This window comes from Streptomyces sp. NPDC028635 (assembly GCF_040637635.1).
GTDB lineage: Bacteria > Actinomycetota > Actinomycetes > Streptomycetales > Streptomycetaceae > Streptomyces.
The window spans coordinates 41,212-62,924 of the sequence record NZ_JBEZWX010000007.1; the positions used below are offsets into that span (position 1 = coordinate 41,212).

A 21,713-nucleotide genomic window follows, 5' to 3' on the forward strand; every position below is an offset into this window, starting at 1 on the left:
CCGATCGCCAGAAGGAAGATGATCACTGTGACCGAAGCAACCGCCTCCGCGGTAGCCCTCAAGCGCCTGTCCGACGAGGGCGTGTCGATCTGGCTGGACGACCTCTCGCGCACCCGCATCGACAGCGGCAACCTCGCCGAGCTCGTCGCCGCGAAGCACGTCGTCGGCGTCACCACCAACCCGTCGATCTTCCAGGCCGCCATCGGCTCCGGCGAGGGCTACGAGGCCCAGCTCGCCGAGCTGGCCGTGCGCGGCGTGACGGTCGACGAGGCCGTCCGGATGATGACCACCGCCGACGTGCGCGCCGCCGCCGACGTGCTGCGCCCGGTGTACGAGGCGACCGGCGGCCGCGACGGCCGGGTCTCCATCGAGGTCGACCCCCGCCTCGCGCACCACACGGCGGCCACGATCGCCGAGGCCAAGCAGCTCGCGTGGCTGGTGGACCGCCCCAACGTCATGATCAAGATCCCGGCGACCAAGGCCGGTCTGCCCGCCATCACCGAGGTGATCGCCGAGGGCATCAGCGTCAACGTCACGCTGATCTTCTCGCTGGAGCGCTACCGCGCGGTGATGGACGCCTACCTCGCGGGCCTGGAGAAGGCCGCCGCGAAGGGCCTCGACCTGTCCGCGATCCACTCCGTGGCCTCCTTCTTCGTCTCCCGCGTCGACGCCGAGATCGACAAGCGGCTGACCGTCCTCGGCACCGACGAGGCCCTCGGGCTCAAGGGCCGCGCGGCTCTCGCCAACGCCCGCCTCGCCTACGCCGCCTACGAGGAGGTCTTCGCCGGTCAGCGCTGGCTCGCCCTGGCCGGGTCGAGGGCGAACAAGCAGCGCCCGCTGTGGGCGTCGACCGGCGTGAAGGACCCGGCGTACAAGGACACCCTGTACGTGGACGAGCTGGTCGCCCCGGGCACCGTCAACACGATGCCCGAGGCCACCCTGAACGCCGTCGCCGACCACGGCGAGATCACCGGCGACACGGTCTCCGGCGGCTACGCCCAGGCCCGCGCCGACCTCGCCGCGGTGGAGAAGCTCGGCATCTCCTACGACGCGGTGGTGCAGAAGCTGGAGGACGAGGGCGTCGCCAAGTTCGAGACGGCCTGGCAGGACCTGCTCGACGCCGTGGCGAAGGCCATGGACAGCAAGGGGGTGGCAGCGTAAATGACCGCGACACCGCTGATGGAACTGACGGCCGAGGCCGCCGGCTGGGCCAACCCGCTGCGCGATCCGCGCGACCGCCGGCTGCCGCGGATCGCGGGCCCCTCGGGGCTCGTCATCTTCGGCGTGACCGGCGACCTGTCCCGCAAGAAGCTGATGCCGGCCGTGTACGACCTCGCCAACCGCGGTCTGCTGCCGCCGGGCTTCTCCCTGGTCGGCTTCGCCCGCCGGGACTGGGAGGACCAGGACTTCGCGCAGGTCGTGCACGACGCCGTGAAGGAGCACTCGCGCACCCCCTTCCGTGAGGAGGTGTGGCAGCAGCTGTCGGAGGGCATGCGGTTCATCCCCGGCGACTTCGACGACGACAGCGCCTTCGACCAGCTGCGGCAGACCGTCGAGGAGCTGGACGCCGCCCGCGGCACCAGCGGCAACTACGCCTTCTACCTGTCGGTGCCGCCGAAGTTCTTCCCGAAGGTCGTCCAGCAGCTGAAGAAGCACGGCCTGGCCGACGGTCCCGAGGGCTCCTGGCGGCGGGCGGTCATCGAGAAGCCGTTCGGCCACGACCTCGCGAGCGCCCGTGAACTGAACGCGATCGTGCACGAGGTGTTCGAACCGGACCAGGTGTTCCGCATCGACCACTACCTCGGCAAGGAGACCGTCCAGAACATCCTGGCGCTGCGCTTCGCCAACCAGATGTTCGAACCGATCTGGAACCGGTCGTACGTCGACCACATCCAGATCACCATGGCCGAGGACATCGGCATCGGCGGCCGCGCCGGCTACTACGACGGCATCGGCTCCGCCCGGGACGTCATCCAGAACCACCTGCTCCAGCTGATGGCGCTCACCGCGATGGAGGAACCGGCCGCCTTCGACGCCGAGTCGCTGCTCACCGAGAAGCTGAAGGTGCTCAGGGCGGTACGGCTGCCCGAGGACCTCGGCAAGCACACCGTGCGCGGCCAGTACGCGCCCGCGTGGCAGGGCGGTGCGAAGGTGCGCGGCTATCTGGAGGAGGACGGCATCGACCCGAACTCCACCACCGACACCTACGCCGCGGTCAAGCTCGGCGTCGACAACCGCCGCTGGGCCGGGGTGCCGTTCTACCTGCGCACCGGCAAGCGGCTCGGCCGCCGCGTCACCGAGATCGCGGTCGTCTTCCAGCGCGCCCCGCACTCCCCCTTCGACTCCACGGCCACGGAGGAGCTCGGCCAGAACGCGATCGTCATCCGCGTCCAGCCCGACGAGGGCGTGACGGTCCGCTTCGGCTCGAAGGTGCCGGGCACCTCCATGGAGATCCGGGACGTCACGATGGACTTCGCGTACGGCGAGTCCTTCACCGAGTCCAGCCCGGAGGCGTACGAGCGCCTCATCCTGGACGTGCTCCTCGGCGACGCCAACCTGTTCCCGCGCCACCAGGAAGTGGAAGAGTCCTGGAAGATCCTCGACCCGATCGAGGGCTACTGGGCCACGCACGGCAGGCCGGCGCAGTACCCGTCGGGCAGCTGGGGACCCAAGGAAGCGGACGAGATGCTCGCACGAGACGGACGGAGCTGGCGCAGGCCATGAGGATCGACCTGACCGACACCACGGCAAGCAAGGTCAACAAGGCCCTCGTCCAGGGGCGCCGCGCCATCGGCACCCCGGCGGTGGGCATGGTCCTGACGATGGTCATCGTCACGGACGAGGAGAACGCCTACGACGCGATCAAGGCGGCCGAGGAGGCCTCGCACGAGCACCCCTCGCGCACCCTGGTCGTCATCAAGCGGCACGCGCGCACCCCGCGCGACCGCCAGGCGTCCCGGCTGGACGCGGAGGTCCGGGTGGGCTCGGAGGCTGGCACCGGCGAGACGGTCGTGCTGCGCACCTACGGTGAGGTGTCCGACCACGCCGACTCCGTCGTCCTGCCGCTGCTGCTGCCGGACGCCCCGGTCGTCGTGTGGTGGCCGGTGGACGCGCCGGACAACCCCTCCAAGGACCCCCTCGGCGCGCTGGCCCAGCGCCGGATCACCGACCTGTACGCGGTCGAGAACCCGCTGGAGATGCTGCAGACCCGGGAGCGCACCTACGCCCCCGGCGACACCGACCTCGCCTGGACCCGGCTCACCCCGTGGCGTTCGATGCTGGCCGCCGCCCTGGACCAGGCCCGCGCGACGGTGATCTCGGCGGCCGTCGAGGCCGAGGCCGACAACCCGGCCGCCGAGCTGCTCGCCCGCTGGCTGGAGGCCCGTCTCCGCGTCACCGTGGACCGGGTCGTCACCGCCGGCCCGGTGGTCACGGCCGTCCGCCTGGGCACCGCCGAGGGCGAGATCGTCATCGACCGGCCCGAGGGCCCGCTGGCCACGCTGACCCTGCCCGGCCAGCCCCCGCGCACCCTGGCGCTGAAGGTCCGCGCCACCTCCGAACTCATCGCCGAGGAGCTGCGCCGCCTCGACGCCGACGAGATGTACGCCGTCGCCCTGCGGGGCGAGGGAAGCAAGGAGACTGCCGCACATGTCTGAGAGCCCGTTGCTGACCCGGCGGCCCGAGTGGACCGCTCTGGAGGACCACCGCGCCGAGTGGCAGGCCCACCTGCGGGACCTGTTCGCGAGCGACCCGGGGCGCGCCGAGCGGTACGTCGTGCGCGTCGGTGACCTGCGCATCGACTACTCCAAGAACCTGATCACGGACGAGACCCTCGCCCGGCTGCAGGAACTGGCCGGCGCCACCGACGTGTTCCGTCTGCGCGACGCCATGTTCCGCGGTGAGAAGATCAACGTCACCGAGCAGCGGGCCGTGCTGCACACGGCGCTGCGTGCCCCGCGCGACGCGGTGATCGAGGTCGACGGCGAGAACGTGGTGCCCAGGGTGCACGCCGTGCTCGACAAGATGAGCGCGTTCGCCGAGCGGGTGCGCTCTGGTGAGTGGACCGGCCACACCGGCAAGCGCATCCGCAACGTCGTCAACATCGGCATCGGCGGCTCGGACCTGGGTCCGGCGATGGCGTACGAGGCGCTGCGCGCCTTCACGGCCCGCGACCTGACGTTCCGTTTCGTGTCCAACGTCGACGGTGCCGACCTGCACGAGGCGGTGCACGGACTGGACCCGGCCGAGACGCTGTTCATCGTCGCCTCCAAGACGTTCACGACGATCGAGACGATCACCAACGCGACCTCGGCCCGTGCCTGGCTGCTCGACGGCCTCGGCGGCGAGGACAAGGCGGTGGCCAAGCACTTCGTGGCGCTGTCGACGAACGCGGAGAAGGTCACCGCCTTCGGCATCGACGTCGACAACATGTTCGAGTTCTGGGACTGGGTCGGCGGACGCTACTCCTACGACTCCGCCATCGGCCTCTCCCTGATGATCGCCATCGGCCCGGACCGCTTCCGGGAGATGCTCGACGGCTTCCACACCGTCGACGAGCACTTCCGCACCGCGCCCGCCGAGGCCAACGCCCCGCTGCTGCTGGGCCTGCTGGGCGTCTGGTACGGCAACTTCTTCGACGCCCAGTCGCACGCCGTCCTGCCCTACAGCCACTACCTGTCGAAGTTCACCGCGTACCTCCAGCAGCTGGACATGGAGTCCAACGGCAAGTCGGTGCAGCGCGACGGGCGCCCGGTGGAATGGCAGACCGGCCCGGTCGTGTGGGGCACGCCGGGCACCAACGGGCAGCACGCCTACTACCAGCTGATCCATCAGGGCACCAAGCTGATCCCGGCCGACTTCATCGGGTTCGCCCGCCCGGTCGCCGAGTTGAGCGACCGCCTCAAGGCCCAGCACGACCTGCTGATGGCGAACTTCTTCGCCCAGACCCAGGCCCTCGCCTTCGGCAAGACCGGCGACGAGGTGCGCGCCGAGGGCGTGCCCGAGGAGCAGGTCACCGCCCGCACCTTCCAGGGCAACCATCCCACCACCACGATCCTGGCCCCGGAGCTGACCCCGTCCGTGCTGGGCCAGCTGGTCGCGCTCTACGAGCACAAGGTGTTCGTGCAGGGCGCGATCTGGAACATCGACTCCTTCGACCAGTGGGGCGTGGAACTGGGCAAGGTCCTCGCCAAGCGGGTCGAACCCGCCCTCACCGAGGGCGCGGACGTACCCGGTCTCGACCCGTCCACCGCAGCGCTCGTCGCGGCCTACCGCGACCTCAAGGAAGTGAAGTAACCATGCAGATCGGTCTTGTTGGTCTCGGCAAGATGGGCGGCAACATGCGCGAGCGTCTGCGCAACGCCGGCCACGAGGTCGTCGGGTACGACACCAACCCCGAGCTCTCCGACGTCGACAACCTCGTCGAGCTCGCCGACCGGCTCGCCGCGCCGCGCGCGGTGTGGGTCATGGTCCCGGCCGGCGCCGTCACCCAGAACGTCATCGACCAGCTCTCGGGCATCCTCAAGCCCGGCGACACCGTCATCGACGGCGGCAACTCCCGCTGGACCGACGACGAGAAGCACGCCGAGGAGCTCGCCAAGCGCGGCATCGGCTTCGTCGACGCGGGTGTCTCCGGCGGCGTGTGGGGCTTGCAGAACGGCTACGCGCTGATGGTCGGCGGCGAGAAGGAGCACGTCGACCGCCTGAAGCCGATCTTCGACGCCCTCAAGCCGGAGGGTCCCTACGGCTATGTCCACGCGGGCAAGGTCGGCGCCGGGCACTTCGCGAAGATGGTCCACAACGGCATCGAGTACGCCATGATGCAGGCCTACGCCGAGGGCTGGGAGCTGCTGGAGAAGGTCGACTCCGTGGACAACGTCCGCGAGGTCTTCCGCTCCTGGCAGGAGGGCACCGTCATCCGCTCCTGGCTGCTGGACCTCGCCGTGAACGCCCTCGACGAGGACGAGCACCTGAACAAGCTGCGCGGCTACGCCGAGGACTCCGGCGAGGGCCGCTGGACCGTCGAGGCGGCCATCGACAACGCGGTGCCGCTGCCCGCGATCACGGCCTCCCTCTTCGCCCGGTTCGCCTCCCGCCAGGACGACTCGCCGCAGATGAAGATGATCGCCGCGCTGCGCAACCAGTTCGGCGGTCACGCCGTCGAGTCCGCGAAGAAGTGACCCGGCGGTGGGAGATCTTCTTCTCGTCCGCCACGGCGAGACCGAGTGGAGCCTGACGGGACAGCACACCGGCTTCACCGACCTGCCCCTCACCACCCACGGTGAGGAGCAGGCCAAGTCCCTGGCACCGCTGCTGTCCGGGCGGCCCTTCGCGCTGGCTCTCACGAGCCCGCTGCGGCGGGCCGTCCGCACGGCGGAACTCGCGGGCGTCCTCGGCGCGGTACCCGATCCGGACCTGCACGAGTGGGACTACGGGGCGTACGAAGGGGTCACCACCCTCGACATCCACCGCACCCGCCCGGACTGGGACCTGTGGACCGACGGCGTCCCGCCCGGGGACAGCCCCGGCGAATCGCCGGACCAGGCGGGGGCGCGGGCGGACCGGGTGCTGGCCCGGGTGGTTCCCGCACTGGACGCCGGTGACGTGGTGCTGGTCGCCCACGCTCATTTCCTGCGCGTCCTGACGGCCCGCCGCCTGGGCCTGCCGGCATCGCAGGGGCGGCTGTTCCAGCTGGCGACGGGAACACTGAGCAGGCTGTCGCTGGAGCACGGGCGGCCGGTGGTCGCGGAGTGGAACGTCCGCGCGTAGAGGCGTGGTTGACAGTGTGCGATCAGCCCGCCAGAGTCGCGGCCGATGGAGATCAACGATCTGACACCGGCGGAGCAGCGAGTCTGGCGGGCTTTTCCGCGGGGCGAGAATGTGGACTTTTGTGCCGCACCCGACGAGGACGCGGCCACGGGAGCGGACTGGGGCCCGGAACGGGCCCTGCGCGCCTCGGTCCTGCGCGCGCTGCTGGTCAGCGCCCCCGCCGAGGACGGTGAGATATCCGCGCTGCGGATCACCGGCGCCCGCGTCACCGGCGCACTCGATCTGACCTACGCGGTGCTCGACCGGCCGGTCCGGATGAGCCACTGCCACTTCGACGAACCCCTGGAGCTCTACGGCATCCGGGTACCGCGCCTCAACCTGCGCGGCTCCGTGCTGCCCGGACTCCGTCTCGCGAGCGCCCGCGTGGACGGCTCGGTGGTGATGACCAGGTGCCGGGCCGGTCGGCTGATGCTCGCCGGGACCCAGATCGGGGGCGCGCTGTTCCTGGAGCGGGCCGAGCTCACCGCGCCGGACGACTCGCCGGTGCTCCAGCTCAACCAGACCGCCATCGGCGACGACCTGTGGGCTCCCGGCCTTCGCACCCGGGGCGAGATCCGGGCCACCGGCGCGTCCGTCGCCGGGACGGTCAACCTCAACGAGGCCCGGCTCGACCACCCCGGCGGCCTGGCCCTCGACGCCGAGACGCTCGTCGTCGAGGGCGACGTCCAGATCCGGGAAGCCGAGGTGCACGGCGGGGTGGGCCTGCGCGGCGCCCGGATCGCCGGCCGGCTCGACCTGTCGTACACCCTCCTGTCCCACCCGGGTGCCACGGCGCTGCAGGCGAGCAGCAGTTCGCTGCGCGAGCTGTGGCTGCGCCGCGGTCCCGCCATGGAGGGCGCCCTCAACCTGCGCCGCAGTCAGATGGACGCGCTGTTCCTGGACCCGGAGGCAGTGCCGGACTCCGTGTACCTCAGCGACCTCACCTACACGGCGCTGACCCCGCACGAGCCCGCCGAGCGCCGTCTGCCCATGCTGGAACGCGACCGCAACGGCTATGTCCCGCACGCCTACGAACAACTCACCGCCGCCTACCGGCGCATCGGCGACGACCACGCCGCCCGGCTCGTGCAGCTCGCCAAGCAGCGCCGCCATCGCCGCACCCTGCCCTGGTACGGCCGGCTGTGGGGTCACCTCCAGGACATCACCGTCGGCTACGGATTCCGGCCGCTGCGCGCCGCCGGCTGGTTGCTGTCGCTCCTCGCGATCGGCTCCGTCGCCTTCGCGCTGCACCACCCCGCGCCTCTGAAGGCGGGCGAGGCGCCGCAGTTCAACGCGGTGTTCTACACGCTCGATCTGCTGCTGCCGGTGCTCTCCTTCGGGCAGGAGTCCGCGTTCGCCCCGCGCGGCGGGTACCAGGCCCTCGCCTACGCCCTCGTCCTCACCGGCTGGATCCTGGCGTCCACCGTGATCGCGGGCGTCACCCGCGCCGTCAGCCGTCCGTGAGGCCGCTCGCCATGTGCCGCGCGACCGGCCGCGCCCGCGCGTTCGCCGCGCCACCGCCGCGCCACCGCCGTGGCCGCCGTGGCCGCCGTGGCCGCCGTGGCCGCCGTGGCGCTGGACGAGTCCGGAGAGGCGCGGATGCGGCGCTACGGCCGCGGGTGCCGTGGCTCGTACAGGCCGATCTCGCCGCCGCCCGGCAGCCGGAACCCGGTGAGGCGCCCCCAGGGCGCCTGCACGACGGGGCTGAAGTCGACGCCCCGGTCGGTGAGTTCGGCGATGGTGGCGGTCAGGTCGTCGCACATCAGCATCAGTTCGTGCGACGGCTCACCGTCCGCCGGATGGCAGGCCACCTCCGCGGGCGGCATCTTGAAGATCAGCCAGCCGTTGCCGGCGTCGACGTGCGGCCAGCCCAGCACGTCCCTGAGGAAGGCCCGGTCGGCCTCCGCGTCCCTGCTGTACAGCACCACGTGCGCCCCATTGATCACCCGGGGGAGGCTAGGAGTTGAACGCCCCCACGGCAAGCACCCGCCCCTGCGCGTCGCTGCGGACGCCTCGGCGCGGCGTCCGGGCCACGGGGGCGTGAGGCGCCCGTCGCGGCCCGAGCCCGGCTGCCTCAGCCCTCCCCGTTCCACTTCAGGTCGTCGAGGCGCACCACGTCGCCGAAGCGGGGGAGGTCGAGCGACACGGCCGCCGTGTGCTCCGCGGCGCTGAGCGCCGTCATGCCCTCCTCCACGAACACCAGCTCGTAACCGTGGTCGGCGGCCGCCCGGGCGGTGGACTCGACGCCGAGATTCGTCGCGATGCCCGCGAACACGAGGGTGTCCACGCCGTGCCGCTGCAACAGCTCGTGCAGTCCGGTGCCGTGGAAGCCGCCGATGGTGCGCTTGACGATCACGTGGTCCGCGACGTCCGCGACGGGCGCCACCAGGCCGCTGCCCGGCGGCTGTTCGGCGACCCGTGGCCGCTCCACCCGGATCGCGACGACCGGTGCGCCCGCCGAGCGGCACTCCCGGGCCAGAGCGAGGGCCGCGTCGACGGCCTCGCTCCCCGAGCGGGGTTCCAGGGGCAGACCGACGATACGTTCCATCAGGTCGACCAGGATCAGGGCGGTCCGCGCGCTGTCGAGGATTCGCATGGCGCCACGCTAGTCGGCACGGCGGGCCCATGGAACGCATCCGGGGCCCGGCACCGGGCAGCCCGTCCGCGGTCCCCGCCGTGACACCGGTGCCGGGGCCGGCCATGCGGGCGCCCGGGCGCTGCCCGCCGGACACGCCCGCGCCCTGGTCCCCGCCGAACCGCGCGGCCGGGCGGTCGCGGGGGTGACGATCGTCCCGGCGCTCCCTACCGGGGCTCCGTGGCCGCGTCGAGCAGGGGGCCCAGTTCCTCGACGGCCGTGTGGAGGGCGCGGGTGTCGCGTTCGCTGCGGGCGAGGATGATGGCCCCCTCCAGGGCGCTGATCATCAGGGTGGCGAGGGAGCGGGCGCGGTCGGCGGGCACGTTCATGCCGGTGAGCGCCTCGGCCACCGCTCCGGTCCAGGTGGCGAACGCCCCGGCGGTCGCCTCACGGGTGCTCTGCCCGGAGGCCGAGCAGTCGACGGTGGCGGCGGCTACCGGGCAGCCCGTGGCGAAGCCCCCGCTCTCGTACTCGTCGATCCACTGGCGGGCCATCGCCGCGAACAGGCCGCTCGGCGTGGGGTCGTCGAGCTGTGCGAGGAAGCGGGGCACGCGCCGGGCGGCGTACCGGCCGGCCCAGCCGACGGCCTCGTTGACGAGCTGTTCCTTGCCGCCGGGGAAGTAGTGCTGGAGCGAGCCGCGGGGCGCCTCGGCGTGTGCGGCGACGTCGCGCATCCCGGTCGCGGTCACGCCGTCGCGCCGGATGAGCTGCGCGGCACTGAAGACCATCCGCTCCCGTGGTCCCGGTCCGGACCCCGCCATCGTCAGACCTCCCGCATCCGTACGCCGAGCCTGCGCCCAGGGTAGAGCGGGACGGCCGGCTATGACGACGGTCATGGAGGCGCGCTACTATGACCGCTGTCATAGCGACTGCGGAGGAGGGCGGACGCATGCACGTCGGCTTCATCGGTCTCGGCGTCATGGGGCAGCCCATGGCCCTGCGCCTGGCCGCCGCCGGGACCCCGCTGATCGTGTGGAACCGCACGCCGGGTCGCGCCGAGCCGCTGCGCACGGCCGGCGCCACGGTGGCCGCGGACGCCGCCGAGGTGTTCACGAAGGCCGGCACCGTGCTCCTCATGCTGGCGGACGAGGCGGCCGTCGACGCCGTTCTCGCCCGGCACACCCCGGAGTTCGCCGAGCGGGTGGCCGCACGGACCGTGGTCCACATGGGTACCACGTCCGCGGAGTTCTCCCGCGCCCTGGAGGCGGACGTGCGCGCGGCGGGCGGCCGGTATGTCGAGGCCCCCGTCTCGGGATCGCGGGTGCCGGCCGAGCAGGGCCGCCTGGTGGCGCTGCTGGCGGGCGCGCAGGAAGCGGTGACAGCCGTACGGCCGCTGCTGGCGCCGATGTGCCACCAGGCGTTCTTCTGCGGCACCGCGCCGAACGCGCTGCTGATGAAGTTGTCGGTGAACCTGTTCCTGATCACCCAGGTGACCGGACTGGCCGAGGCGTTCCACTTCGCCGGGCGGCACGGGCTGGACCCCGCGCTGTTCCTGGACGTGCTGGACGCCGGGCCGATGGCCAGCGCGGTCTCCCGGATGAAGGCGCCCAAGCTGCTGGCCGGGGACTTCGCCGTGCAGGCGGCCGCGCTGGACGTGCTGAAGAACAACCGGCTGATCGCCGAGGCCGCCCGCACCCGGGGGCTCGCCTCTCCCCTCCTCGACGCCTGCCACGCGCTGTTCGAGGAGACGGTGGCTCTCGGGCACGGGGGTGCGGACATGGTCGCCGTACTGCGGGCGATCGAGGCGCGCACCACCGAGGGGCGGCCCGGGGCGCCGGCCGCGGGCTGACCGACCGGGGCCGTCAGGCCGTCAGGCCGTCAGGCCGTCAGCCGCCGAGGGTGCCCTTCGGGATGCCGTACGCCCGGTCCACGGGCAGCCGGAGCACCAGGCGGCGGTCGCGGACCATCGCGGCGCGGTAGTCGTCCCAGTCGGGGTGTTCGCCCGCGACGGCGCGGTAGAGACGGACCAGCTCCTCCACGGTCTCGTCGTGCGGGTCCCGCGCCACCGGCGTCAGGTCGGCGGTCGCCTCGACGACCGTGTAGGCCCAGCGGTCGGCGCTGGTGACGTGGTACGACGCCCGCGGGTCCCGGCGCAGGTTGCGCGTCTTGGCGCGATCGTCGGTGAGCGAGATCCGGACGACCCGCTCGTCGGGGTCGTAGAAGTGGCTGACGTTCGACAGCTGCGGACGTCCGTCGCGCTTGAGGGTGACCAGCACCCCGCCGCGCTGCTCGGAGAGAAGGGCGAGCAGCGCGTCCTGTGTCGTGTCGTGAGTCATGCCGGTTCAACTCGCGGGAGGCGCGGCCCATTCCCATCGAGTAGACACTGTCTACGCCTTCTTGGTAGACAGTGTCCATGACTGCTGCCGAACCGGCGGATCTGCGGACCCGTCTCGTCGACGCCGGCGTGGACCTGGTGGCCCATGAGGGCGCCCAGGCTCTGACGCTGCGGGAGATCGCCCGGCGCGCCGGCGTCTCGCACGGGGCGCCGCGCCGCTACTTCCCCACCCACCTGGAACTGCTGTCGGCCATCGCGCGCCGCGGCTTCGAGGACCTGGCGACGCGGGTCACGGCACTGGGGACCGCGGGCTCGCCGCGCGAGCGCCTCGGACAACTCGGCTTCCTGTACCTGGAGTTCGCTCGCGAGAACCCCGGCATGTACGAGCTGATGTTCCGTCATGACCTGCTGGAGAGTGGGCACCTGGGGCTGCGGGAGACCAGCCTTCCGCTGTTCGGCGTGCTCGTGGACCTGGTGGGCCGGGCCCGGCCGGACGGCGACGCCCGCACGGTCGCGGCCGCGCTGTGGGCGAACCTGCACGGCATCGCCCAGCTGTGGCGCTGGGGCAGCCTGCCCCTCGCCACCGGAAGCGACGACGTCACTCCCCTGCTGCGCAGCGCGCTCGACGCCCACCTCGGCCCCGGAGCGGCCCGGTGAAGCGGCGGGCGGCCCTGGCGTGCAGTGTCGCGGGCGCGGTGATCGTGGCCCTGGACGGCACGGTGCTCACCGTCGCCCAGCCCGCACTCGGCGCGGACCTGCACGCGTCGGTCGGCCAGGTGCAGTGGACGACCACCGGGTACCTCATCGCGGTGGCCGGCCTGCTGGTGCTCGCGGGGCGGCTCGCCGACCTGTACGGGCACCGGCGCGTCTTCGCCGTCGGCATGCTCGGCTTCGGCGCGGCCTCGGCGGGGATCGCGGCGGCCCCGGGCGTGGGCCCGGTCGTCGCGCTGCGGATCGTCCAGGGCGTCTTCGGGGCCCTGCTCCAGCCGGCCACGCTCGGCATGCTGCGCGCCGCCTACCCACCGGACCGGCTGCGCCGGCCACTCGCCGTACGCACCGCGGCCATCGGGCTGGCGGCGGCGACGGGACCGGTGATCGGCGGGGCGCTGACGACCGCGGTGGGCTGGCGGGCGGTCTTCCTCGTCAACGTCGTACCGGCGGCGGTGTTCGGGCTGCTCGCCCTCGCCCGACGGCAGCCGGGAACGCCCCGCCGCGGCCGCCCGGTGCCCCGCCTGGACCTTCCCGGCGCCGTGCTGCTCGCGCTCTGCCTGGCCGGTTCGGTGCACGCCCTGGTCGCGCTCCCGGTGTCCGGGTGGACGCCGGTACGCGGGCTCGAACTCGCGGCGGCCGTGGGCGCGGCTGCGGCCTTCGTGCGCCATGAGCGCCGTACCGCCGATCCCCTGGTGCCCGCCGACGCGGTCGGCGCGCCCGGTGTCGGCGCCGCGCTGGGGATGCTGGTGGCCGCGTCGGCGGCGCTCCAGGGCGCCCTGTTCCTCTGTGTCCACCTCCTCCAGCGCGACCTCGGCCTGGATCCCCTGCACTGCGCGCTGACCGCCCTGCCGCTGGCCGCGCTGATGATCCTGGCCGCGCCCGGCTGCGCGGTCGCCCTGCGCCGGGCCGGTGCCCGCCGGACGACCGCGGCCGCGCTGGCGGCGCTCGCGCTGGGGCTGCTGGTCCTCGCCCGCGCCACCGGTCCGCTCGCCTTCGGCGCCGGGTTCGCGCTGCTCGGCGCCGGCTTCGGCACCGTGATGGTGGCGGCCACCCATGTCGTCGTACGCCAGGCGGCCGCGCGGTCGGCCGGGGTCGCGGGCGGCCTGCAGCAGACGGCGCTGAACACCGGCCCGGTCCTCGGTGTGGCCACCGCGACCACCCTGTGGGCCGTGGCCGGGCCGCGTGCGGCGCTGCTCGCCCTGGCCGCGGTGGCGGCGGTCGCGGTACCGGCGGCACGGTTCCTGCCGGGCCGGGACGCCGGCCCCGAACCCGGGCGAGTGCCGGAGGGGAAGGCGGCACCGGCCGGGGTAACCGCCACCGCCGGGAAAACGGCCACCGCCGGGGAACGGCAGCCACCCGGGGCGGCAGCGCCCGGGCACGCAGCGACCGCCGGTGACACGGCAACCACCGGGGACACGGTGACCGCCGAGGACCCGGCGGCCGCCGAGGACGCGGCCGGAACGTCACCTGCCGCTTCCGCGCCGCGGTGACGTCTGACGGCACGCCGGTGGGGTATGCCGGTGGAGGGACCCGCGGCGACGAAGGACACGCGATGGCACTGCTGCGACAAGAGGTGGAGCCGGGTGAGGCCGGGCTGGACGCGAAGGCGCTGGACCGGCTCGACCGGCACGTCGTCCGTCTCGTCGACGAGGGCCGGCTGCCCGGGTTCCTGATCTGCGTCGCACGCGGCGGGCGCGTCGCACACCTCACCTGCCACGGCCTGCGCGACCTCGCCGCCGAGGCGCCGGTCGAGCCGGACACGCTGTGGCGGATCTACTCCATGACGAAGCCGGTCACCGCGGTCGCCGCGCTGCTGCTGGCCGAGGAGGGCCGGCTGGCGCTCGACGACCCGCTCGAGCGGTATCTGCCGGCGTTCGCCGCGCCCCGCGTGTACGTCGGCGGCGAGGGAGCGGACGTACGGACCCGGCCGGCCGCCGGCCCGCTCCTGATCCGGCACCTGATGACCCACACCGCCGGTCTGACCTTCGGCTTCTACCACACCCACCCGGTGGACGCCCTGTACCGGGCGGCGGGCCTGGAGTCGTCGGTGCGGCCGGGCTCCGACCTCGCGGAGACCACCGAGCTGTACGCGAGCCTGCCGTTGCAGTTCGACCCGGGCACGCAGTGGAACTACTCGGTGGCCTCCAACGTGCTCGGCCGGGTGATCGAGGTGGTCTCCGGGCAGCCGCTCGACACGTTCTTCGCCGAGCGGATCTTCCGCCCGCTCGGCATGACCGACACCGGCTTCCACGTCACCGACGAACAGGCCGAGCGGCTCGCCGAGTTGTACGGCGACGCGGACGACGGGGGTGTCAAGCCGATCCCCGGGCTGCCGGTGCGCGCACGGCCCCGGTTCCTGTCCGGCAGCGGCGGCCTCGTGACGTCCGCGCCCGACTGGCACCGCTTCATGGAGATGCTGCGCCGCCGCGGGGAGCTCGACGGCGTACGCCTGCTCGCGCCGCGGACCGTGGCGGAGATGACCCGCAACCAGCTGCCCGGCGGCGCCGACCTGAGGTCCTTCGGCAGCCGCCCGGCCCACGACGAGCCGGGCAACGACGGCGTCGGTTTCGGCCTCGGCGTCTCCGTCGTCACCGACCCCGCCCGCACCCTGGCACCGGCCGGGCCCGGCACCTTCGGCTGGAGCGGGGTGGCGACCACGACGTTCTGGGTGGATCCGGGCCGGGAGCTGACCGTGCAATTCCTGACCCAGCTGCGCCCGGCGCGCTCCCTGCGTCTGTTCCCTGCGCTCAGACGGCTCGTGCACGAGGCGGTCACCGGCTGAGCGAGGGGCCGCGTCAGGACCAGTGGGCCACCGCGTCCAGGTGCGGCAGATGGTGGTCCATCCGCTCCCGCTTGGTGCGCAGATAGGTGATGTTGTTCTCGCACGGCGGGATGAGCAGCGGCACCTGTTCGGCGACGCCGATGCCGTGCCGTACCAGCGCCTCGCGCTTGAGCGGGTTGTTGGACATCAGCCGCACCGAGTCCACGCCCAGGTCGCTCAGCATCGCGGCGGCGACACCGTAGTCGCGGGCGTCCACGGGCAGCCCGAGAGCCAGGTTCGCCTCGACGGTGTCCAGGCCCTCCGCCTGCAACGCCATCGCCCGCAGTTTGCCCAGCAGCCCGATGCCCCGGCCCTCGTGGCCCCGCAGATACAGCACGACACCGCTGCCCTCGGCGACGACCGCGCGCAGTGCCGCGGCCAGCTGGTCGCCGCACTCGCAGTGCCGGGAGCCGAACGCGTCACCGGTGAGGCACTCCGAGTGCAGCCGGGTCAGGACGTTCTCGCTGCCGAGGTCGCCGTGCACGAGCGCGACCTGCTCCTCGCCGCGGTCGTGGTCCAGGAAACCGATCGCCTGGAACATCCCGTACGCCGTCGGCAGCGGCGCGCTCACGACGCGTTCCACACCCGTGCGCCGGTCCTGCTTCTCGCCGAGGACGCCGAGGGGCGCCGTGCTGTTCTCTGTCATGATCTGATTCCTCAGCTCTGTACGAAAGGCCGTGAAAACATGAGTGGTTCGGGCTCGGTGACAGCGGGAGACGGTCCGGTGCCGGCGGGTCACGGTCTGCTGCCCGCGGACACCACGGAAGACGTACGGACGCGGGCGGCGGACGGTTCAGCACGGGTCGCCGTCCTTCCCGTCGGCAGCCACGAGCAGCACGGCCCGTACCTTCCGCTGGCGACGGACACCCTCGTCGCCTGTGCGATCGCCCGGGAGATCGCCGCCGCGTACCCGGTCCAGCTCCTGCCGCCGGTGACGATCTCCTGCTCGCACGAGCACGCCGGCTGGCCGGGCACCGTGTCCATCTCCGCGGTGACGCTGCACGCCGTGGTCCGGGACATCGCCGCCTCGCTGCGCCGCTCCGGCGTCGAGGCCCTCGTCGTCGTCAACGGACACGGCGGCAACTACGTGCTCGGCAACGTCGTCCAGGAAGCCTCGGCGCGCGGCGAGCGCATGGCGCTCTTCCCCGCCGTGGAGGACTGGGAAGCGGCCCGCGTGCGGGCAGGGGTGGCCACATCGCTGCTCACCGACATGCACGCGGGCGAGATCGAGACGTCCGTTCTGCTGCACGCTCACCCCGAAGTGGTCCGGCCCGGTTACGAGTCCGCCGACGTCGTCGCCGACGACCGCCGTCATCTGCTCACCGTGGGCATGTCCGCCTATACGGCTTCCGGTGTCATCGGCCGTCCTTCCCTGGGGTCGGCGGACAAGGGCAGGGAGCTGCTGGCGAGCCTCGCCGACTCCTTCGGGGCGTGCTTCGCGCTGCTCACCGGAGCCGCCGAGGAGTGACCGCGGGCGGCCGGCGTCAACGCGCCGGGCAGGGCGGCCGCGAAGCACAGCACGCCGTAGACGACCGCGACGGCCAGCCCGGTGTCCGCGCCGAGTCCGGCGGCGCCGAACGCCCACGCGGTCACGCCCTCGCGCGGCCCGAACCCGCCGATGTTCAGCGGCAGTCCCATGGCGAGCAGGGCGAGGACGGCGAGCGGCAGCAGCGCGACGAACCCGGTGCCGGGTGCGGCGGCCCGGGCCGCGAGGACGAACGTCGCCAGGTGCCCGGCGAGCACGACGACCGAGGACAGCAGCACGCCGGGCCCGTTGCGCCGGGACAGCAGCCCCTCGCGGGCCTCCGCCAGCGCCGTCCGCAGCGCACGGGCGCGCCGGACGGGCGCCCCCGGCGCGCGGTTCATCCGGACGGCGAGCGCGACGGCCAGCATGCCGACGGCGGCGAGTGCGGCGAGCGGGACGGCGTGCCGTACGTCGGTGCGGACCGGGGAGGGGGCGACGAGCAGCACGAGCAGCCCGGCGACCGCCAGTACGGCCTGCCCGGCGGCGCGTTCCAGGACCACCGCCCGCACGCCGCGTCCCATGTCACCGGCGCTGCGCCCGTGCCGCACCGCGCGGTGCACGTCGCCGAGGACACCGCCGGGCAGGGCGGCGTTGAGGAACAGCGCGCGGTAGTAACCGGCCAGAGCGGTGCCGAAGGGCAGCCGGATGCCGAGCCCGCGGGCCACGAGCGACCAGCGCCAGGCGCTGCACGCCGTGGTCACCCCGCCGATCCCGACCGCCACGGCCAGCGTCGGCAGGTCGATCCTGCGCAGCCCCTCGAGGAAGGCCCCGGTCCCGAGCCGCCAGACCAGCAGCCCCAGGATGAACACCCCGGCGAGAGTGCCGAGGTGGCGGCGGAGGACGGCCGGGCGGCGCGCGGTGGGCGGTGGCGCCGCTTGGCCGCAAGGCGGCCCGGCCGGCTCGCCGTGCCCGCTCCCGGCCCGCGAACCGGCTGTCTCGCCGTACCCGTTCCCGCCCCGCGAACCGGCCGGGTCCTCGTGGCCCCTTCCCGGCCCGGCCGCTCGGCCACCCCCCGGGGCCGGGACGGTGGTGCCGGGGCGGGGCGCCGTGACGTCGGCGGTGACCCCGGAGACCGGCCCCACCGGGGCGATCCGACCGGCGGCGGGCGCCGGAGGGTCCGTCTCGGGCGGCAGGACGCCGACCGCCGTGGACGCCGTGGACGCGCCGCGGTCGGGGGCCCGGTTGTCCCTCCCCGCGCTCATGGCGTGCCGCCGTTCGCGTGGGGCAGGGCCAGCAGGTCGCTGTGGTGGACGGTCGCGCGCAGCTCACCGAGGGCCAGGGAGGCGAGCCGGGCCGCCAGGTAGGTCGCGGCGCGGTCGGCCAGCTCCGGGCGGTGTTCCACGGCGGCGCCGACCCAGCCGCGCAGCCACTGCGCCGTCAGCTCGGGGTCGGCGGGCCCGAGGTGCCAGGGGCTCGGGCGGACCCGCACCCCGGCGCCGTACGCGGCGAACGCCTCGCAGGCCGCGGTGACCGCGTCGGGACCGAGCAGACCGGTGCGCCGCTGGTGGTCGTTGAAGGCGGCCGTGATCTCCGCGTCCAGCGGATCATGCGGGGTCAGCTCCACGTGTCCGGCGACGGAGAGCGTGAGCAGCGCCGGGCAGGCGGCGCCCGCGCACGCGGCGGCGAGGGCGTCGACCTCGTCGCGGGTCAGCACGTCCAGCAGTGCGGACGCGGTGACCAGCGTGGCCCCGGCCAGCGCGTCCGGGGTGAGCCGGGCGACGTCGCCGCGCCGGGTCTCCACGGTGATCCGGCTGCCGTCGGCGGCGGCGCGCGGGGCACCGGCCGCGGCGAAGTGCAGCAGGTAGGGGTCGCGGTCGTGCAGCACCCAGTGCTGGGCGCCGTCCAGCAGGGGCGCCAGCCAGCGGCCCATCGAACCGGTGCCGCATCCCAGGTCGTGCACGACGAGGCCGCCGGAGCGGCCGGACCGGTCGGCGAGCCGGACGCGCAGCGGGTCCAGCAGGTCGGCGGCGCGTGCCGCCGCGTCGGCCGGCTCGCGCAGCCGCAGCCACTCGGGCGCGTACCGGGCCGGCTCCTGCGGCGCACCCGGCCGCAGCCGGACGGTCTCCCGCTCCCCCGGCCGGGTCACGGGCCCGGCGCCGGGAATCACCGCGGACGTGCCCCCGGCCGGCGCCGCCGCGGCGCGTTGTCGCGCCGTCGCGGCAGGCGCACCGGATGCTGTCTCGCGCTCGCGCGGAACGCGGCCGTCCGCGGCGGTCGTCGGCCGTGTCATGCCGGCCTCCCCGACGGAGCCGGGAGCCTGCCCAGCACGGCGGCCAGGCGTTGGGCCGTCGTTCCCCAGCCGCTCAGGGCGGCCCGGCGGGCGCGTGCGGCCGTCCTGAGGCGCCGGCGCAGCTCCGGGTCGTCGAACCAGGCGCGCAGGGCCGTGGCGAGGGCGGCGGGATCGTCCGGGGGGACGAGAAGGCCGGGCCGGGTGCCGTCGGGGGCGCGGCCGAGCGCCTCGGGCAGGCCGCCGACGTCGGTGGCCAGCACCGGGACACCGCGCGCCAGGGCCTCGGTGACCGCCATGCCGTAGGTCTCGCCGGCGGAGGCCAGGACCATCAGGTCGGCGGCGGCGTAGGAGGCGTCGAGGGCTCCGGCGGTGCGCGGTCCCGTGAGGCCGACACGGTCGTCCAGGCCGTACGAGCGGATCGCCGAGCGGACGCGGGAGACGTAGGCCGGGTCTTGGGTGGTCCCGCCGACCAGTTCGCAGTGGAACGGCCGGCCGGTGACGGAGGCCAGGGCCTCCACCAGCCGGTGCTGGCCCTTGCGCGGGGTGACGGCGGCGACGCACAGCAGGCGGGACACGCCGTCGGTGCCGTGGGCGAGGGGCGCGATGTCGGCGCCGGGGGCGGCGACGTGCACCGCGTCCGGGGCGAGGCCGTGGTGGGCGACGAGCCGGCGTCCGGCCCAGGCGCTGGTGGCGATCACGGCCGGTACGGCCCGCAGGACCGCCCGCTCCCGCGCGTCCAGGTCGGCGGCGACGGCCGGGTCGAGGCCGGTCTCGTCGGCGAGCGGGAGGTGCACGAGGACCGCGAGGGACAGCCTGCGCGCCGCCGGGACGACGACCTCGGGCACGCCGCAGGCGACCAGTCCGTCCAGCAGGACCACCGAGCCGTCGGGGATCTCCCGCAGGGTGCTTTGAAGTGCGGCGCGGGCGGCGGCGTCCGGGCGGGGCCAGGCGCCGGCCACCAGGTGGGCGTGCGGCTGCCAGCCGAAGCCGGGCAGGTCCAGGCCCACGCGCCGGTCGTAGGCGTTGCCGCCGCTCGGCGCGGCCGGGTCGTCGACACCGGCCGGCATCACGAAGTGCGCGGTGCGCAGGGACATGGGGATGATCCCGCCGTCGGTCGGGGGTGCGGGCTGCGCGGGTATGTGGGCGAGCCGCTTCTTCCGCGTCGTCGTGCCGGTCACAGGGCACGCTCGTAACTCGCCCACGCCACGTGCGACTCGTGGAGGGTGACGCCGAGGCCGGCGATGCCCCGGGCGCCCTCGCCCAGCGCGCCCTTGTGGATGCGCTCGGCGAGGCGGTCGGCGATGACCTTGGCCAGGAACTCCGTGGAGGTGTTGATCCCGGCGAAATCGGGTTCGTTGTCGAGGTTGCGGTAGTTCAACTCGCCGACGACGGCGCCCAGTTCCCGGGTGGCCAGACCGATGTCGACGACGATGTTGTCGTCGTCCAGCTCTTCGCGCCGGAAGGTGGCGTCCACCAGGAACGTCGCCCCGTGCAGACGCTGCGCGGGGCCGAAGACCTCGCCGCGGAAGCTGTGGGCGATCATGATGTGATCGCGGACGGTGACACTGAACAACGGACGACCCTCCAGGTGCGGCGCGTCGGTTCCCCGGCCGATGGCCGCCGGGGATGCCTTCCAGTACGGCTCCTTCCTCCCCCGCGTTCAGCCTCTCCTCACCTTTTCGCTCAGGTCAGACGCTCGGCCGGGACGGCGCGTGCGCCCGGGTCAGGTGCTCGGGCCGGGGTGGCGGATCCGGTGGCACAGCGCCGGGAGCTCCCCCGACGCGAGGCGGGGCAGGACCTCGGGCAGTTCGTCGAAGGCGGACTCGCCGGTGACGAGGGCGTCGAGGGCGGGGTCGGCGAGCAGGTCGAGGGCGAGCGCGAGCCGGTCGCCGTAGGAGCGGGAGGCGCGGGCCGGGGAGACCGTGCCGACCTGGCTGCTGCGGATCGTCAGGCGCCGGGAGTGGAAGGCCTCGCCGAGCGGGAGCCGGACCGCGCGGTCGCCGTACCAGCTGAGTTCGACGACGGTGCCCTCGGGGGCGAGGAGTTCGAGCGCCCGGGTGAGACCCTGCTCGGTGGCGCTGGCGTGCACCACGAGGTCGCACCCGCCGAGCGCGTCCTCGGGTGTGGCGAAGCCGGCGCCGAGCGCCTCGGCGGTGCGGGCGCGGCCCGGGTCGGTGTCCACCAGCTGGACGCGGACGCCCGGGAAGCGGGCGAGCAGGGCGGCCACCGAGCAGCCGACCATGCCGCCGCCGACCACCGCGATCCGGTCCCCGACCAGCGGCGCGGCGTCCCAGAGCGCGTTCACGGCGGTCTCCACGGTGCCCGCGAGCACGGCTCGGTGTGCCGGCACCTGCTCGGGTACGACGGTGAGGGCGGCCGCGGGGACGACGTACCGCGTCTGGTGCGGGTACAGGCAGAACACGGTGCGGCCGGTCAGCTCCGGCGGCCCTTCCTCCACGACGCCCACGTTGAGGTAGCCGTACTTCACCGGGCCGGGGAAGTCGCCCTCCTGGAACGGCGCGCGCATCCGCGCGTACTGGCTCACGGGGACCCCGCCGTGGAAGACGAGGGTCTCGGTGCCGCGGCTCACCCCGCTGAACAGGGTGCGCACCACCGCCTCTCCCGCCGCGGGTTCCGGCAGAGCGACGTCGCGGATCTCGCCGTGCCCGGGCGAGCGAAGCCAGAACGCACGTGCTGAACGGCTCATCG

Annotated in this window: 21 protein-coding genes and 1 pseudogene; 12 read left to right on the forward strand and 10 right to left on the reverse strand. The window is 73.8% G+C overall.

Going from position 1 to position 21,713, the window contains the following annotated elements:
* Positions 1–18: 18 nt before the first annotated feature.
* The 7 genes from tal to AB0E88_RS10075 are packed head-to-tail and all read left to right on the forward strand — an operon-like array spanning position 19 to position 8,271.
* Complete coding sequence (gene tal, locus AB0E88_RS10045) at positions 19–1,161, forward strand: transaldolase (RefSeq protein ID WP_361626845.1); 1,143 nt, start codon at positions 19–21, stop codon at positions 1,159–1,161.
* A complete protein-coding gene (zwf, locus tag AB0E88_RS10050) occupies positions 1,162–2,724 on the forward strand; it encodes a glucose-6-phosphate dehydrogenase (protein ID WP_361626848.1) in 1,563 nt (520 codons plus the stop codon).
* Entirely contained in the window at positions 2,721–3,656 is a 936-nt protein-coding gene (gene opcA / locus AB0E88_RS10055) for a glucose-6-phosphate dehydrogenase assembly protein OpcA (protein WP_361626851.1), read from the forward strand. The genes zwf and opcA overlap by 4 nt, the downstream gene beginning before the upstream one ends.
* On the forward strand, positions 3,649–5,295 hold the full coding sequence (gene pgi / locus AB0E88_RS10060) for a glucose-6-phosphate isomerase (protein ID WP_361626854.1): 1,647 nt from the start codon (positions 3,649–3,651) through the stop codon (positions 5,293–5,295). The genes opcA and pgi overlap by 8 nt, the downstream gene beginning before the upstream one ends.
* Before the next feature lie 2 nt (positions 5,296–5,297).
* Positions 5,298–6,179: a phosphogluconate dehydrogenase (NAD(+)-dependent, decarboxylating) gene (gene gnd / locus AB0E88_RS10065; RefSeq protein ID WP_361626857.1), complete on the forward strand. Its 882-nt coding sequence runs from the start codon at positions 5,298–5,300 to the stop codon at positions 6,177–6,179.
* A gap of 7 nt (positions 6,180–6,186) precedes the next feature.
* Positions 6,187–6,768, forward strand: a complete 582-nt coding sequence (locus AB0E88_RS10070) for a histidine phosphatase family protein (RefSeq protein WP_361626860.1) — start codon at positions 6,187–6,189, stop codon at positions 6,766–6,768.
* 45 nt (positions 6,769–6,813) lie between these two features.
* Entirely contained in the window at positions 6,814–8,271 is a 1,458-nt protein-coding gene (locus tag AB0E88_RS10075; RefSeq protein WP_361626863.1) for a membrane-associated oxidoreductase, read from the forward strand.
* Between the two features lie 143 nt (positions 8,272–8,414).
* Here AB0E88_RS10075 and AB0E88_RS10080 read toward each other — a convergent pair whose 3' ends face one another.
* The 3 genes from AB0E88_RS10080 to AB0E88_RS10090 all read right to left on the reverse strand — a co-directional run bounded on the left by AB0E88_RS10080 (position 8,415) and on the right by AB0E88_RS10090 (position 10,170).
* Entirely contained in the window at positions 8,415–8,753 is a 339-nt protein-coding gene (locus AB0E88_RS10080) for an extradiol dioxygenase (protein WP_361626866.1), read from the reverse strand.
* Positions 8,754–8,881: 128 nt separating this feature from the next.
* Positions 8,882–9,403, reverse strand: a complete 522-nt coding sequence (locus AB0E88_RS10085) for an isochorismatase family protein (protein WP_361626869.1) — start codon at positions 9,401–9,403, stop codon at positions 8,882–8,884.
* Between the two features lie 206 nt (positions 9,404–9,609).
* On the reverse strand, positions 9,610–10,170 hold the full coding sequence (locus AB0E88_RS10090) for a helix-turn-helix domain-containing protein (protein WP_361626872.1): 561 nt from the start codon (positions 10,168–10,170) through the stop codon (positions 9,610–9,612).
* Between the two features lie 161 nt (positions 10,171–10,331).
* Here AB0E88_RS10090 and AB0E88_RS10095 point away from each other — a divergent pair, with 161 nt between their 5' ends.
* Positions 10,332–11,231: an NAD(P)-dependent oxidoreductase gene (locus tag AB0E88_RS10095; protein ID WP_361627408.1), complete on the forward strand. Its 900-nt coding sequence runs from the start codon at positions 10,332–10,334 to the stop codon at positions 11,229–11,231.
* Between the two features lie 37 nt (positions 11,232–11,268).
* On the opposite strand, the gene AB0E88_RS10100 is transcribed toward AB0E88_RS10095, so the two are convergent.
* On the reverse strand, positions 11,269–11,718 hold the full coding sequence (locus AB0E88_RS10100) for a PPOX class F420-dependent oxidoreductase (RefSeq protein WP_361626875.1): 450 nt from the start codon (positions 11,716–11,718) through the stop codon (positions 11,269–11,271).
* Positions 11,719–11,795: 77 nt separating this feature from the next.
* Here AB0E88_RS10100 and AB0E88_RS10105 point away from each other — a divergent pair, with 77 nt between their 5' ends.
* From AB0E88_RS10105 to AB0E88_RS10115, 3 genes are all read left to right on the forward strand, one after another.
* On the forward strand, positions 11,796–12,374 hold the full coding sequence (locus tag AB0E88_RS10105) for a TetR/AcrR family transcriptional regulator (protein ID WP_361626878.1): 579 nt from the start codon (positions 11,796–11,798) through the stop codon (positions 12,372–12,374).
* Positions 12,371–13,918, forward strand: coding sequence for an MFS transporter (locus AB0E88_RS10110; protein ID WP_361626881.1), 1,548 nt, complete (start codon positions 12,371–12,373; stop codon positions 13,916–13,918). The genes AB0E88_RS10105 and AB0E88_RS10110 overlap by 4 nt, the downstream gene beginning before the upstream one ends.
* Before the next feature lie 62 nt (positions 13,919–13,980).
* On the forward strand, positions 13,981–15,210 hold the full coding sequence (locus AB0E88_RS10115; RefSeq protein WP_361626884.1) for a serine hydrolase domain-containing protein: 1,230 nt from the start codon (positions 13,981–13,983) through the stop codon (positions 15,208–15,210).
* Positions 15,211–15,223: 13 nt separating this feature from the next.
* Here the strand turns inward: AB0E88_RS10115 and ribA are convergent, their stop codons facing one another.
* A complete protein-coding gene (gene ribA / locus AB0E88_RS10120; RefSeq protein ID WP_361626887.1) occupies positions 15,224–15,895 on the reverse strand; it encodes a GTP cyclohydrolase II in 672 nt (223 codons plus the stop codon).
* A 39-nt stretch (positions 15,896–15,934) separates the two neighbouring features.
* Here ribA and AB0E88_RS10125 point away from each other — a divergent pair, with 39 nt between their 5' ends.
* Positions 15,935–16,717, forward strand: coding sequence for a creatininase family protein (locus AB0E88_RS10125; protein WP_361626890.1), 783 nt, complete (start codon positions 15,935–15,937; stop codon positions 16,715–16,717).
* A 53-nt stretch (positions 16,718–16,770) separates the two neighbouring features.
* Here the strand turns inward: AB0E88_RS10125 and AB0E88_RS10130 are convergent.
* The 5 genes and pseudogenes from AB0E88_RS10130 to AB0E88_RS10150 all read right to left on the reverse strand — a co-directional run.
* Positions 16,771–17,976 (reverse strand): annotated as a pseudogene (locus AB0E88_RS10130) (lysylphosphatidylglycerol synthase transmembrane domain-containing protein); the annotation flags it as partial.
* On the reverse strand, positions 17,973–19,004 hold the full coding sequence (locus AB0E88_RS10135; RefSeq protein WP_361626893.1) for a methyltransferase domain-containing protein: 1,032 nt from the start codon (positions 19,002–19,004) through the stop codon (positions 17,973–17,975). The pseudogene AB0E88_RS10130 and the gene AB0E88_RS10135, both read right to left, overlap by 4 nt.
* Positions 19,001–20,182 (reverse strand): glycosyltransferase family 4 protein, encoded by a 1,182-nt coding sequence (locus AB0E88_RS10140; RefSeq protein ID WP_361626896.1) that lies wholly within the window; start codon positions 20,180–20,182, stop codon positions 19,001–19,003. Before AB0E88_RS10140 ends, AB0E88_RS10135 begins: the two co-directional genes overlap by 4 nt.
* On the reverse strand, positions 20,179–20,577 hold the full coding sequence (locus AB0E88_RS10145) for a 6-carboxytetrahydropterin synthase (protein ID WP_361626899.1): 399 nt from the start codon (positions 20,575–20,577) through the stop codon (positions 20,179–20,181). The genes AB0E88_RS10140 and AB0E88_RS10145 overlap by 4 nt, the downstream gene beginning before the upstream one ends.
* A 150-nt stretch (positions 20,578–20,727) precedes the next feature.
* On the reverse strand, positions 20,728–21,711 hold the full coding sequence (locus tag AB0E88_RS10150; protein ID WP_361626902.1) for a zinc-binding alcohol dehydrogenase: 984 nt from the start codon (positions 21,709–21,711) through the stop codon (positions 20,728–20,730).
* Positions 21,712–21,713: the final 2 nt, after the last annotated feature.

Excerpts from the sequence above, each read along its gene's own strand:
- AB0E88_RS10095 (WP_361627408.1), top strand. The coding sequence starts at position 10,332 with ATGCACGTCGGCTTCATCGGTCTCGGCGTCATGGGGCAGCCCATGGCC.
- AB0E88_RS10105 (WP_361626878.1), top strand. The coding sequence starts at position 11,796 with ATGACTGCTGCCGAACCGGCGGATCTGCGGACCCGTCTCGTCGACGCC.
- AB0E88_RS10075 (WP_361626863.1), top strand. The coding sequence starts at position 6,814 with ATGGAGATCAACGATCTGACACCGGCGGAGCAGCGAGTCTGGCGGGCT.
- AB0E88_RS10085 (WP_361626869.1), bottom strand. The coding sequence starts at position 9,403 with ATGCGAATCCTCGACAGCGCGCGGACCGCCCTGATCCTGGTCGACCTG.
- AB0E88_RS10135 (WP_361626893.1), bottom strand. The coding sequence starts at position 19,004 with ATGACACGGCCGACGACCGCCGCGGACGGCCGCGTTCCGCGCGAGCGC.
- AB0E88_RS10125 (WP_361626890.1), top strand. The coding sequence starts at position 15,935 with ATGAGTGGTTCGGGCTCGGTGACAGCGGGAGACGGTCCGGTGCCGGCG.
- ribA (WP_361626887.1), bottom strand. The coding sequence starts at position 15,895 with ATGACAGAGAACAGCACGGCGCCCCTCGGCGTCCTCGGCGAGAAGCAG.
- tal (WP_361626845.1), top strand. The coding sequence starts at position 19 with ATGATCACTGTGACCGAAGCAACCGCCTCCGCGGTAGCCCTCAAGCGC.
- AB0E88_RS10115 (WP_361626884.1), top strand. The coding sequence starts at position 13,981 with ATGGCACTGCTGCGACAAGAGGTGGAGCCGGGTGAGGCCGGGCTGGAC.
- gnd (WP_361626857.1), top strand. The coding sequence starts at position 5,298 with ATGCAGATCGGTCTTGTTGGTCTCGGCAAGATGGGCGGCAACATGCGC.
- AB0E88_RS10100 (WP_361626875.1), bottom strand. The coding sequence starts at position 11,718 with ATGACTCACGACACGACACAGGACGCGCTGCTCGCCCTTCTCTCCGAG.
- AB0E88_RS10150 (WP_361626902.1), bottom strand. The coding sequence starts at position 21,711 with ATGAGCCGTTCAGCACGTGCGTTCTGGCTTCGCTCGCCCGGGCACGGC.
- zwf (WP_361626848.1), top strand. The coding sequence starts at position 1,162 with ATGACCGCGACACCGCTGATGGAACTGACGGCCGAGGCCGCCGGCTGG.
- pgi (WP_361626854.1), top strand. The coding sequence starts at position 3,649 with ATGTCTGAGAGCCCGTTGCTGACCCGGCGGCCCGAGTGGACCGCTCTG.
- AB0E88_RS10090 (WP_361626872.1), bottom strand. The coding sequence starts at position 10,170 with ATGGTCTTCAGTGCCGCGCAGCTCATCCGGCGCGACGGCGTGACCGCG.
- opcA (WP_361626851.1), top strand. The coding sequence starts at position 2,721 with ATGAGGATCGACCTGACCGACACCACGGCAAGCAAGGTCAACAAGGCC.